Raw genomic sequence first — 12,545 nt, 5'->3', positions numbered from 1 at the left:
GGTCCACCGGGAGTTTCTCGGCCAGTGAGATATCGATCGTGATGCGGCGTACAGGGGGTAACTCCGTGTCGGGGTCGAGCAGATCCGCCACCATCGACAAGCAATCCCGTTCGTCGAATCCAGTCACACCGACGCCCTGACGCAGCTCCGGCCAGGAAAATGGTTCGTTCCCCAGATCGAATTCGATCCAGAACCGCCGCACCGTGGGCATACGCGCCCTCCTCCCATGGACACCTACCGCCGAGCGCTTGCCCACGATACCGGCGTCCGATCAGGGCCCACCACTCGATAATCGGCATTCTCGGACGTTCCACGCGGACTCCAACGGCCCGAGATAGCCTCGGGCCGTTGATCTTCGGACTGTCGCATCTGGCCCGCAGGCAGGGGTGCCGACAGCATCCTCGATGACGAAATCCAGCTGGGGACTTCGAATATGCCGCTACTTGACCGAGTTGGCCAACTGATCGGCATATGGGGCAGTGAATTTTCCGACGATGGGAAGCTCCGCGCGGACACCGCCGGTGTTGTTCGCCTGGACCATGGCCATGATCCAGACGACGACCGCGAAGACCGCGACTGCGAGTCCGGCGAGGCTGAAGATGATCCCCAGGACTCCGAGGAGCGAGCCGACGATGCTCAGAACAATATTGACCACCGAGACCGCCCCGAAGAAGACGATCGATTGCGCGGCATGGAATTTCACATCGGGATCTTTCTTTCCCACGAACAGGAAGATGATTCCGGTGAGCCACCCCAGTGCGTACGACAGGATCGCGCTGGTCTTTTTGTCCAAACCGGCGGACTGCGGTTGGTTCGTGGGAGGTTGAGAAGATGTCATGGGGCAAGTAGATGCCGCGCGCGCCACCTACCGATCCCAGGTTTCAGCCCGAACCCACAGGTCCGGGCCAGCCGGCGACCGGGATCCCGGACGTGGTTCTCTCGACGAGACGACTGCCGACGACCTCGAAACGCCTGGGTGATAGCTCATTACACAATCGAGCACCTAAAAATCCGCAGAGTAGCCGAGTCGGTCTCCGAGCAAGGGCCGCTGCGCGGTCATCGTCATGGCGCGGTGCGTTCGGTCGGCCTCGAATCGATACAGCCACCTGCAGGTCGCCTGCCCCGCTCCGACCGGTTCGATCAGCGCGGTATGCGGCAGAAGAGTGCGTTGTGCGCACTACCGGCGACGGTGCCAGGAGAGGCTTGCCGGGTCGTTTCCCGATTCTCGATCGCACGGTGTGCCTCGGCGGCGTCCATGGTGTCGGCTGCGTGGGTGAGAATTCCAGCGTGCTAATCGACATCACGCTGTCCGAATTCACGGAGGAAGACCAGGCGCTGCTCAATGCCTGGTTCGATCACGCCTCTGTCGCGAAATGGTTCGACTGGTGGCGCGGCCAGGCTCGGCCGACCGGATCCCCGAACGGCGACGGCACGCGGGTCGTGCGGCCAGCCCAACGCTGGATCGTGCGTGATACCGCCACTGCGCCGCCGTTGGGATTCATTTCGGCGGAAGTGAACGGACCCGAAATACCGGGGACCTCAGAGGCCACCGGCCCGTATACCGCCGGGCTGATCTGCGTTGTGTTCCCGGACCATCAGGCGTCGGCATTGGTCCGGCCAGCATCGCCGCGGCCATGGCCAAGCCCGAGCTGGCGGACATCTCGGAGTTTCGTGGCACCGTCGACGAGGAGAACCGGAATAGCTGGACAGCAACGGTCATCCGGTCGACCGCGGCGACCCAGGCGGCGCAGGTCGTTCTGGTCCACTGCCCTGAGCGGCTCGGCGTAGTTGCGCCGCGACTCCGACGAGAACAATCCACCCCGAGCCCGGGTCAGCGTCCGATGCCGCAGATACGGCGACAACAACACACCCGTCGCAGCCCGGATTCGGTGATCTCTGGGTGCTCGACGGCCAGCCAGCGGCCGGTCTTGGCCATGATGGTGCGGATAACCCTGCGCACCTTCGGTGAGAGCGTTGAAGTGGCGTGCCAGCGTTCGACCGCGGGTTCGTAGCCAGCTCGTCGGCCGACGGCGTTTCTCCCGAACCACTTGCGAGGACTTTCGGTGATATGGGCGAGGACAGTTACTGTCCGGCATTGCCGACCGTCTCGTCGATGGAATTTGCACGTCTGACCCCGACGAGCAGTCGGCAGTCCGGTGCGACGAGCCAGATGTGGTCGTCGGTTTCAACCTCGAACACTCCGTCGTCGCGCTGCGCGATGAGGCCAGCGGCGAGCAGTCCCGCGGCCGCGCGTAGTGCGGTGTCGAGTTCGTGATCCGGGGCGGTCCTCAATCCGGCCAGCCGCGCGAACGATGACCGGACCCGAGCGGTCAAATGCACCGTCTCGGGGTCAAAGGCTGCGACGAAACCGGCCAGCAGCACCGGCGGCCCGGGCTCGGGACGGGGCTCGGTCGCTGTGCGGGGGCGCTTACCGAACCGCGACGGCACGCCGCGCTTGAACTGATCCCAGGTGCGTTCTCGGTGGACCGTGGAGTACGCGGTGATGACGGTCCGATCCGGTGAGAGCACGAGTTCATAGCCCTCACGGGCCAGGCATAGATACCCGGCATCGGAGACGATCCGGGCCGACTTGATCAGGAAATCCTCCAGCATCCCGCGCAGCTGAATCTGCGCCCTATCGGCGCTGCCGCCGTGGTGGAACCGGAAACTGTCTGTGGCGCGAGTACTTACGCGCGTGTCCATCACGTCGGCGACGCTGATGTCGCCCACCGGCACGTCGAGGGACGAGGTGATGTGCTTGGCGGTGCCGCGGGGCGCGCGGAACGAGGCTGGGGCGATCGCCTGCGTGCGGCGCTGGAAGCCGTGGCAGTCGTCCTGGCGGCACCATCCGTCGGCGTTGTCGGTCTGGTTCGTGCAAGGCGTTCCGTCCTGCCGGAAGCGTGTGCAGTGTTGTGTCATCGAGCCAGTATGCGAGGGGGCTCCGACATCAGAGACCGCCCCGGCATTGAACCGTCCCGACTTTTCGGCCGCTTCCTTCTCTGTGGAGGATGTGGGCCATGCCCAAGCTACGGACGGCCACATCGCACTCAATTCGGCAATACAGTGCGTTCGCCACCGGGTGCCGTGACCGCTTTGAACCACCCGCTCGCGCCGACCACACCGGCCGTGCGGATCCCATCGAATCTTTTATCAGGTGCTGTAATCCGGCGGCGTCGACGTGCCCGGGTAACCTGCGATACCAGCCGAAATCGCCAGATCACCGTGGGCCCGTTTTCGTGCCCATGCTGTCCGTACCACCCGACGCACGACCTGCGACAGCAGCCGTCTACGCCCGCGGTCGTCCTTGCGCATCCCTCGTGGGTATCCCGCGCTCGCGGAACTTGTTCAAAACGGTCATCGCGTCAACACCGAGGTGTCGACCGACTTTGGCAAGAGACCAACCCAAACCATAAAGGTGGACAGCCTCATCAACCTGCTCAGCAGACAAACCACGACGACGCATCGGCGCATCGTGACGATGGAGAATCTCGCTGACCGTCCGCCGCTCGATACCGAACCGGACACCCAACTGATACACCGTCTCTCCACCCATATAGCCGACAATGAGTTCCTCAATCTGATCGGCGCCGAGCTGGCGTGCCCGGCCAGGTCTGGGCCCAATGCCACTTAGCTTGACGTGTTTTCGCAGGTCATCGGCATGATTGCGATGTAGTGCCAGCTGGTTGGTCTGTGAGACTGGTTGGTGTGGAGCGTTTTTGGGCGTGTCGGTGCCGGATCGTGTCGGTGCTGGGGTTAGCGTCGCCGACGTGGTGGATGTGGGTGCGGTGTCGTTGATCGATCAGGTGTCGTTGGGTGTGTTGACCGCTGTGGTGGACCGTGATGCGGTGGAGATGGCGATTTCCGAGCACGGCAAGGCGCCCAAGCGTCGTGGTGGGACGTTGCCGCCGCATTTGGTGATGTATTTCGTGGTCGCGTTGGCGTTGTTCGCAGGTGTGGACTACGAGGGGGTGATGCGGAAACTGGTTGGGCCGCTGCGGCTTTGGCGTTGTTGGGATCCGAAGTGGAGTTTGCCGACCTCGGGTGGGATCACCCAGGCCCGGCAGCGGCTGGGGTTCGAGCCGATGAAAACACTGTTCGAGCGGATCGCGGTGCCGGTGGCGTCGCGGCTGACCCTGGACGCGTTCTACGCGCGACGCAGGCTGGTCTCGATTGATGGCATGGTGTTCGACGTGGCCGACACCGAGGCCAACGCAACGGAATTCGGTAAACCGAGCAAGGGAGTGTTGCCACAGGCACGGGTGGTGACGTTGACCGAATGCGGCTCGCATGTGAGCCTGGGCGCGGTGATCGGGCCGGTCGTGGGCAAGGGCACCGGTGAACGCACCGCCGCGGCCGAACTGATCTGGTTACTCGAACCCGGCATGATGTTGGTGTGTGACCAGGGGTTCTACAGTTTCAAACTGTGGTGCCAGGGCGCCGACACCGACGCCGACCTGTTGTGGCGTCTCGGTGACATTATGGACCTGCCGATCGTGGACCGCCTCGGTGACGGCTCCTATGTGACACTGCTTTTCGCGCCCAAAACCCCGGCGAAAATGCGGGCCGAGCTGCTGGAGGCGGCCATAGCCGGGGAGGAGTTGGACTGGGACCGGACTCGTTTCGCCCGCGTCATCGAGTACGAGATCACCGACCGTGGCGAAGGCGGTGAGCTGATCTGCCTGCTCACCACCATCCTCGACCCGCACGAGGCACCCTCGCTGATCCTGGCCGAGGCCTATCACCAACGCTGGGAACACGAAGCCGCGAACAGGCAAATCAAGACGCAGCTCCGCGGCCCCGCCAAAACCCTGCGCTCGCAAACCCCGGACATGGTCCGCCAGGAAATATACGGATTCCTCATCGCCCACTACGCGATCTGCTCGCTGATCTGCCGGGCCGCGGTCGAGACCGGCATCGATCCCGACCGCGTGAAGTTCACCCAGACCGTCCGACTCGCCCGCGACACCATCGCAGGCCCGGACGGTTTTTCCCCCTGACCGCCAACTCGAGCTCCACACCGAACTCGCCGAACAGATCACCGCAAAACGCCACCTCAACCCCCGCCGCCACCGCTCCTACCCCCGCGTCGTCAAACGCGCCAGACACAACAGCTTCCGAGTAAAACGCAAGGCAGACAAGGGAACCCGTCACACCGGACCCGCTACCATCCGGCTGGCCAACCAAAGCTGCATCACGCCGACACAACGACGACCATCCGCAAAACCGCCGGTCACAGCTCTACAGGGGGCGAGCTAAGCGGCATTGCTTCCGGGACCGGTCGATGTATTCCCACGGATCGGATGACTATCGGATTCCGTGGAAGAGGTCAGCGACCGCGTGCGCGCGGAGCCGGAATTCGGTCGGACGGAGTGATACTGGCAGCGCGACATCACGGTCGGGTCAGTATGATTCGGCTTCGGTCCGCAACTGTCCTGTCTACGACTGTCTACCCTAAGCTTGATTTTTAACCTCTAACTGGCAGCCGTGGTGGTCTTACCGACCGCCTGGTGTGGTGCGCGTCGGATGTTTTTTGCGCCGGGCGGGCGTCCGGGACCCGGCCGTGAGGGTTTCGGCGCGCGGGCCGGAAGAGCGGTTGTCGGGCGGAGGTGGCGAAATCCCCTGCGGACGCGGGCTGGGGTGAGGCGGCTGGGGCTGGTTGGTTTTCTCTCCCAGGGGTGGCGGAGGTCTTCGGTGAGTCCTCGGGCGAGGCGGAGTTGGGTGTGTGCGGCGATGATGAGCCAGGTCCAGCGGTCGGCGGCGGCGGAGTCGCGGATACGCGGCTTGGTCCACCCGAGGGTCTGTTTCAGGAACCGGAAGGTGTGCTCGATGTCGAAGCGCCGCAGGAAGGTTCGCCAGATTCGGTCGATAATGGCGGGGTCGGCGATGTCGGGTTGCGAACACCATAGCCACAGTGGTTTCGGGTTGCGGTCGCCGGGTAGCCGGTCCACCCGAAGCCCGATGACGACGCCCTCGATGATCGGCAGTTCCCCGTCGTGGTAGGCCCAGGATCCTCGGCGGGCGAGTTTGGGGTGCAGACGGTTCCATGCCGTCGCACGCACGGCGCCGTAGCGGTCGGTGTCGGTGGTGGTGACGACAGCGGGCTCGGGATGGGTCCCGGTGTCGGACAACGCGAAGTCGGGGCCGTGCTTGGCGGGACGGCCCCTCTTGCCCGCACGGGGTTCGGCGGGGAAGGCCAGGACGCGGTCGGAGCGTATTCGCCCGATCAGGACCACGGGCAGATCCGCGAGCTCGTATGCCAGGCATGTGATGTCGTAGCCCGCATCGAACACGATCTTGATGTGCGGGTCGCCGGGAACATGGAGGTCGGCGGCTTGCAGGCGTTGCACGACTTCCCGGATCTGGGCGGCGGTGACCTCGGTCGCGTCGTCGTCGGGGTGCAGCCGTATCGCGTCGAGGATCGTGGTCCAAGAGGTCCGGCCGGGCTCCAGCGCGGCGACGTAGGAGAACAGCCAGCCCGGGATCATCTGCGCTTGCCCCCTGCCACGGCCATAGACATGGCAGAACGATCGATCGGGGCTGGTCGCCGCGTCGGGACGCAGCCACGGACTGGCATCGACGGCCAGCATGATCGCACCTTCGTCGTCTCGCCCGACCGTGGTCGTGGCGGTGATCGCGCGCCGGAGCCGGGCGATGTCGATACTTCCGGCGTTCAGACCGTCGTAGAGGGCGCCGTGGCCGCGTCGATATTCCCCGGTCAGACACAGTCCGACCAGCGTGGTGACCGGTCCGTCGTCGCACAGCACCGCGTCGGTGAGTTCGAACAGCGCGTCGGCGCGCGCGGTCAGGCTTTCATAGAACGAATTGCGGAACGCCGCAAGCGATTCCGGTCCCGACGGGCGCGCCGACTCGACCGGACGAAATACTTCGGGCACACTGACAGGCACGGCCACCACAACTTCTCATCAGGCTCTTTAGCGGGAACCCGACGATGATGATGCGGTGGCCGCTCCATGTCACGGCGACACGCCGAAATTCGTCCCTAAATCAACACGGCAGCAACACGTTTCGATGATCGAACCGCTCCAACACCGACCCGGACGGTCGGCGGGCAGTGACCCGGAGGTTAAAAATCAAGCTAAGGGAGTGCCGTCATGGCGCGCCACCTCGTCACGAGCGCTCTGCCCTACATTAATGGAGTCAAGCATCTGGGCAACCTCGTCGGGTCGATGCTGCCGGCGGACGTCTACGCGAGGTACATGCGCGCTCGCGGACATGAGGTGTTGTTTATCTGTGCCACCGACGAACACGGCACACCGGCCGAATTGGCGGCGGCCGAGGCGGGCACGACCGTCGCGGAGTTCTGCGCCCGCGCGCACGACACCCAGAAGCAGATCTACGACGGGTTCGGGTTGTCGTTCGACTATTTCGGACGTACATCGTCGCCGCAGAACGCGCAGATAACACAGCATTTTGCGCGAAAACTCCATGAACACGGGTTCCTCGAGGAGCGATCCGTACGTCAGGTGTACTCCGCGGCCGACGGGCGCTTCCTGCCGGATCGCTATGTGGTGGGGACGTGTCCGCACTGCGCCTACGAACGCGCCCGCGGCGATCAATGCGAGAACTGCACTCGGCTGCTCGACCCGACCGACCTCGTGGACCCGCGCTCGGCGATCAGCGGCACCGCGGATCTCGAGGTGCGGGAGACCGCCCACCTGTACTTCCGGCAGTCCGCCCTGCAGAACGAGATCCAGGCATGGATCGACGCGGTCGCCGGGGAGTGGCCGCACCTGACGGTGTCCATCGCGCGGAAATGGCTCGCCGAGGGTGTGCACGACCGTGCCGTCACCGCGATCTCGACTGGGGCGTGCCCGTGCCCGCGGACGTCTGGCCGGAGTTGGCCGCCCAGGGCAAGGTGTTCTACGTGTGGTTCGACGCACCACTCGGATACCTCGCCGCCACCAAGGAATGGTCCGACGCCGACCCGCGACGCGCCGACTGGAAGTCGTGGTGGTTCGACGCGGAGGACGTGCGCTACACCGAATTCATGGGCAAGGACAATGTCCCTTTCCACACCGTGATGTTCCCGGCGATGCAACTCGGTGTCCGGGAGCGCTGGAAAATGGTCGACTACATCAAGTCGTTCAACTGGCTGAACTACTACGGCGGCAAGTTCTCCACCTCGCAACATCGCGGCGTGTTCACCGATGACGCGCTGGACCTGCTCCCCGCCGACTACTGGCGGTATTTCATAATCGCCAACGCTCCCGAATCCGATGATGTCAGTTTCACCTGGGAGTTGTTCGCCGGTCAGGTGAACAAGGATCTCGCGGACGTACTGGGTAATTTCGTCAACAGGGTATTGACATTCATCGCGAAGCGATTCGGCGACGCGCTGCCCGCCGGTGCGGCGCAGGGGGACGCGGAGCGAGAGCTCGGTGGGCGGCTGGTGGAACTGTTCGAGCGCTACGAGAATCACCTCGACCGGATCGAGCTGCGAAAGGCTACCGCGGTTCTGCGCGCGATGTGGAGTCTCGGCAACGAATACATCGACGACAAAGCGCCGTGGACCCAGTTGAAGACCGATCTCGAAGCCGCCGCGCTCACATTGCGGACCGCCGCCAATATCATCTACCTGTTCGCGCAGATCTCCGAGCCGTTAATACCCACGACCGCGCGGACGCTGCGGCGACTCTGGCTCGCGCCCGAACAGGACGTGTCCGGCATTCGCTGGCCCCAAGCGCCCGACGTGGCCGTGCTGGCCTGGTTGGACGCCGGAACGCGGTTCACGGTGCCGCCCGTGCTGTTCGCCAAGATCACCGAGGACGATGTCGATCGGTGGCGGGAACGCTTCGGAGCCGAGGACGAGATCCACTAGGGCGAAATCCGCGCACCGGGTGAGGGGGGAGATCGTGGACGGGGCCGATACGCTGCGCGCCGCCGATACGTCCCGGACGATACTGGCCGAACCTCGGGATGCTCCTATGGATGTCAAGTGGTGATTTGGGCGGGTTCGGCGGTGATGAGCTGGTAGAGCTCGCGGGCGATGTAGCGTTTGAGGCAGCGGATGATTTCCTTCTTGGACATGCCTTCTTTGGTACGCCGTTCGGTGTAGGCGCGGGTGCGTGGGTCCCAGCGCAGTCGGCAGAGCGCGACGCGGTAGAGAGCGGCGTTGGCGTGGCGGTCACCGCCGCGGTTGAGGCGGTGGCGGTTGGTTTTGCCGGAGGAGGCGGGGATCGGGGCGACGCCGCAGAGCATGGCGAAAGCGGCCTCCGAGCGTAGCCGGTCGTGGTTCTCGCCCGCGGTGACCAGTAGTTGGCCGGCGGTGTCGGTGCCGATGCCGTTGGCGGCGACCAGTTTTGGGTTGATGGCGGCCACGAGCGGGTCCAGCAGTTCGTCCAGATCGGTGATCTCGATGGTGAGTTGCTGGTGGCGGCGGGCCAGCGAGTGTAGCGCGATCTTCGCGGCGGTGACCGGTGTCGCGGCGTCGGCGCGGTCGGGTCGTAGTCCGGCGCAGGTGGCGATCAGCTTGGTGACCGACAGTCCGCGCAGCCGCCCGCGGAGTTCGTCGGGGGCGGTGACGATCAATGCCTTGATCCGGCGTTGTGCATCCGCGCGCTGGTCGATCGCCGAGCGGCGGGCCACACGTAGGTTGCGGAGAGCTTCGATACGGCCGTCGCGTTGTTTCGGTGTGCCAGTGCGGTTTTCGGCCAGAGCGGTCTTCGCGGCGTGAATCGCGTCGATCGGATCGGACTTGCCCTGGAACCGGCGAGTCTTGCGGTCGGGACGATCCACCTCCACCATGTCGAGGCCATGACCGCGCAGAACATGGGCCAGGCCGGCACCGTAGACCCCGGTGCCCTCGACACCGACCCGGACCAGGCGCCCGAACCCTTGCATCCAGGCCAGCAACGCGGCGTAACCGGCCGAATCAGCGGGGAACTCGGCGGTGCCCAGCACCCGCCCGACCAGATCGGTCACCGCCGCGGTGTGAGTGTCCTGGTGGGTATCGACGCCACCGGCGACCTCGATCATGGTGGCGGGTTGGTGTGTAATGAAAGGCATAGTCGTCCTGTTGCTCATGTCAGTGGGGGGCAGGGCGGCACGCACCAGCCGGGCAACGTGGACAAGACAGAGATGGGGCCTGTGGCCAGGCTCCTATGAAGTCACAACGCCACACCCGGTGAGTGCACATGAGTACCTCCCGCCCGGGCCGACAGATCCCGTTGAGGACCCCGAGTCAGTCAGGCGGTGGGTCAGACCCCCGGCGGGAGGTACTCACCTACATCCTCTCTGTCAGGCGGGTCCTGGCCGCCAACATGATCAGCATGCTGGGGTCGTCGGTGGCTCCGGTGGCGCTGGCGTTCGCTGTTCTCGGCACCGGTTCGGGTTTCGCCGGTTTGTCGGTCGTATTGGCCCTCAACACGATTCCCGCGCTGTTGTTCCTGCTGCTGGGCGGGGTACTGGCCGACCGGTTCTCGCGGTCGAGGCTGCTGGTGATCGGTCGCTGCGGAGCGGGGATCGCGCAGTTGTGCACAGCGGCTCTGGTGCTCTCCGGCGCGGACGACACGGTGAGTCTCGCCGTGGCGGGCTTCGTCTCGGGCGCGGCGGTGACCGTCATCGGACCGGCGGCGCAGGGGATTCTGCGCCAGGTCGTCGGCTCCGTCCAGCAGCTGCCTTCCGTCAACGCCGTGAACAGGGTGGGAGGCAACACGATTCGAATCGCGGGCCCGGTGGTCGGCGCGGCGGTCGCGGCGGTGACCTCGCCCGGCTGGGTGCTGGTCTTCGATGCCGCGACCTTCTTCCTCGCCGCGGTGATGGTGCTGAAGCTCGATCTCGCCCGCGTCGACACCGGCCGCGCCACCGGCGCGTGGCGGTCGCTGCTCGACGGCGCGGTCGAGATCAGCCGGAAGACGTGGCTGTCGGCCAATGTCATCTTCGGTTCCCTACTCGTCCTGTGCTGGCGGGTCGGCTACCAACTGACCGGGCCCGGGATCATGGCACAGGCCGACGGCGGATCCGCGCGGTGGGGCCTGGGGATGGTGCTGGGCGGGTTCGTCATGCTGCGGTGGCGGCCACGGCGACTGGTCGTGGTGAGCATCCTCGCGTGCGGTACCCTGGCCGCGCCGCTAATCGCGCTCGCCGCGCAGTGCCCGATTGCGATCGTCGTCGCCTGTTCGGTGGCGGCGGACATCGGCATCATCTGCTGGTCGACCGCGCTGGGCCAGCACATCAGCGACGACATGCAGGGCCGTGTCTATGCGTTCACGTCCCTGGGGGAATTGTCGGCGGTCCCGTTCGGCTACCTGGCGGTCGGCCTCGCCGGTCGGGACGTCTCGTTGTTCGTCCTCGAGTTCGTCTGCGCGGTAGGGATCATCGCCGCCGTGGCGATGAATCTGTGTGTGAGATCGGTCTGGTCGATCCGGCGGATGGGTTGACCCGCGCTCGACCCGGTGACACGCTGGGTCGCCGCCCTGAACCGGGTTAGTCTGGCGACAACGAACAAAGGGGGCACGGTGGATAGATCGATCCGGCCCGGGCCCGGGAACTCGCGACGAACTTCGACACCGCACGGCAACAGCTGACGGACATCGGCTCCGGCGTCCTGCACAGCGATCTCGGCACGGCCAACCGGTGTGGAGATATTGTCAAGACCTGTGAATGAGGAGTTTTCAGGCGACCTCCTCCGCTTCGGTTGATGACGGGTTGGTCGGTGCTTTCACGGCGATGTCGACCGGTCGTTGTAGCAGTTTGCCCTTGTGGAACACGGCCCCGCCGTGGTAAACGTTGCGAACCACCAAGCGGTGACCGTTCTCATCGAGCTGGTCGCTGAACTGGGCAACATAAGCCGCGACCTCGGCCTTCAACGCCGCAGCCAGCATCTGCCGGGCACCATCACGAACGATCGCATCGAGCAGCGAGCGAGCCGACCCACCGTCGTTGGCAGACGGGGTGTTCTGAACTACCGTAAACACGGACGTACCTTCCCGACCGGCGTTGGCGCGCCGGCATGATCAAGACTTCTCTGGCTTCCTCGCGAGCCGGCATTACGAGACTGATCGCCCCTCATCCACCACTGTGCTGAATGTTATTGCACTGGTTGTTGTTCGGTGCGGCGGCGGGTGTCGAGGTAGCAAACAAGCATTGGCCGACGTGGCCACGATCGGGATCCTGCACCAGCGTGTGGTGACCCGCACCGAAGTGGTCAATCGACAACTGCAGGCCCCGTTGAACACCGGAATCATCATCGAACAGGCCAGAGGCGTGCTCTCCGAACGTGGCGGGCTGAGCATGGACGACGCCTTCAAGCAGTCGCGGGCCTACGCTCGCAGCCACAACCTTCGGCTGTCCGACTACGCCCCGCGCGTTGTCGACGGCACCGCCGACGGCAGCGTACTGTTCGACCGACCCATATCGTGGCTCCAACCCGATCGGCGCGAATCTCGTTGGCGCGCAGCTGTTATGACTGGTCGGTGGTGTGCCAGTAGAACATGTCCGTGTGGCGTCGCGGCCTCAGCTGATGCGCTGGTCGCGTGGTCATCGCGGCGACGATTGCGTGTCGGCACTGCTCCACCGTGAACGCG

Annotated in this window: 10 protein-coding genes and 2 pseudogenes; 6 read left to right on the top strand and 6 right to left on the bottom strand. The window is 64.9% G+C overall.

Translation table 11 applies throughout. The features are described from left to right. Positions 1 to 439 precede the first annotated feature (439 nt). The 3 genes from ACV7NQ_RS04935 to ACV7NQ_RS04925 all read right to left on the bottom strand — a co-directional run bounded on the left by ACV7NQ_RS04935 (position 440) and on the right by ACV7NQ_RS04925 (position 2,919). Positions 440 to 793: a DUF4870 domain-containing protein gene (locus ACV7NQ_RS04935; protein ID WP_463358527.1), complete on the bottom strand. Its 354-nt coding sequence runs from the start codon at positions 791 to 793 to the stop codon at positions 440 to 442. 1,038 nt (positions 794 to 1,831) lie between these two features. Further along, on the bottom strand, positions 1,832 to 1,960 hold the full coding sequence (locus ACV7NQ_RS04930; RefSeq protein WP_463358526.1) for a hypothetical protein: 129 nt from the start codon (positions 1,958 to 1,960) through the stop codon (positions 1,832 to 1,834). 122 nt (positions 1,961 to 2,082) lie between these two features. Then, the gene (locus tag ACV7NQ_RS04925) at positions 2,083 to 2,919 is read right to left on the bottom strand and encodes a hypothetical protein (RefSeq protein ID WP_463358525.1); all 837 of its coding nucleotides are present in this window, start codon (positions 2,917 to 2,919) and stop codon (positions 2,083 to 2,085) included. Positions 2,920 to 3,304: 385 nt separating this feature from the next. Here ACV7NQ_RS04925 and ACV7NQ_RS04920 point away from each other — a divergent pair, with 385 nt between their 5' ends. Both ACV7NQ_RS04920 and ACV7NQ_RS04915 read left to right on the top strand, forming a co-directional pair. Further along, the gene (locus ACV7NQ_RS04920; RefSeq protein ID WP_463358524.1) at positions 3,305 to 3,631 is read left to right on the top strand and encodes a hypothetical protein; all 327 of its coding nucleotides are present in this window, start codon (positions 3,305 to 3,307) and stop codon (positions 3,629 to 3,631) included. Between the two features lie 91 nt (positions 3,632 to 3,722). Beyond that, positions 3,723 to 4,997 carry an IS4 family transposase gene (locus tag ACV7NQ_RS04915; protein ID WP_463365544.1) on the top strand — a complete coding sequence of 425 codons (1,275 nt, stop codon included), beginning with the start codon at positions 3,723 to 3,725 and terminating at the stop codon, positions 4,995 to 4,997. A 474-nt stretch (positions 4,998 to 5,471) separates the two neighbouring features. Here the strand turns inward: ACV7NQ_RS04915 and ACV7NQ_RS04910 are convergent, their stop codons facing one another. Then, positions 5,472 to 6,911, bottom strand: a complete 1,440-nt coding sequence (locus tag ACV7NQ_RS04910) for an NF041680 family putative transposase (protein ID WP_463358523.1) — start codon at positions 6,909 to 6,911, stop codon at positions 5,472 to 5,474. 201 nt (positions 6,912 to 7,112) lie between these two features. Between ACV7NQ_RS04910 and metG the strand changes: the two are divergent. Then, positions 7,113 to 8,266: pseudogene (metG, locus tag ACV7NQ_RS04905) on the top strand (methionine--tRNA ligase); the annotation flags it as partial. Positions 8,267 to 8,275: 9 nt separating this feature from the next. Then, positions 8,276 to 8,839, top strand: coding sequence for a hypothetical protein (locus ACV7NQ_RS04900; protein WP_463365543.1), 564 nt, complete (start codon positions 8,276 to 8,278; stop codon positions 8,837 to 8,839). A gap of 113 nt (positions 8,840 to 8,952) precedes the next feature. Here the strand turns inward: ACV7NQ_RS04900 and ACV7NQ_RS04895 are convergent, their stop codons facing one another. Then, entirely contained in the window at positions 8,953 to 10,017 is a 1,065-nt protein-coding gene (locus tag ACV7NQ_RS04895; RefSeq protein WP_463365542.1) for an IS110 family RNA-guided transposase, read from the bottom strand. A gap of 137 nt (positions 10,018 to 10,154) precedes the next feature. Between ACV7NQ_RS04895 and ACV7NQ_RS04890 the strand changes: the two genes are divergently transcribed. Further along, on the top strand, positions 10,155 to 11,399 hold the full coding sequence (locus ACV7NQ_RS04890) for an MFS transporter (RefSeq protein ID WP_463358522.1): 1,245 nt from the start codon (positions 10,155 to 10,157) through the stop codon (positions 11,397 to 11,399). Between the two features lie 339 nt (positions 11,400 to 11,738). On the opposite strand, the pseudogene ACV7NQ_RS04885 reads toward ACV7NQ_RS04890, so the two are convergent. Continuing rightward, a pseudogene (locus tag ACV7NQ_RS04885) lies at positions 11,739 to 11,936 on the bottom strand (hypothetical protein); the annotation flags it as partial. Between the two features lie 178 nt (positions 11,937 to 12,114). Between ACV7NQ_RS04885 and ACV7NQ_RS04880 the strand changes: the two are divergent. Then, on the top strand, positions 12,115 to 12,540 hold the full coding sequence (locus ACV7NQ_RS04880; RefSeq protein ID WP_463358521.1) for an ANTAR domain-containing protein: 426 nt from the start codon (positions 12,115 to 12,117) through the stop codon (positions 12,538 to 12,540). The last annotated feature ends 5 nt before the right edge of the window (positions 12,541 to 12,545 follow it).

It is taken from the genome of Nocardia sp. Tas62D01, assembly GCF_055232035.1.
The sequence above is the reverse complement of the archived record's forward strand: the minus strand, read 5'-3'. Positions and strand labels throughout refer to the sequence as shown.

Bases quoted from the DNA above. Each gene is read 5' to 3' on its own strand.
- ACV7NQ_RS04890 (WP_463358522.1), top strand. From the start codon at position 10,155: ATGAGTACCTCCCGCCCGGGCCGACAGATCCCGTTGAGGACCCCGAGT.
- ACV7NQ_RS04925 (WP_463358525.1), bottom strand. From the start codon at position 2,919: ATGACACAACACTGCACACGCTTCCGGCAGGACGGAACGCCTTGCACG.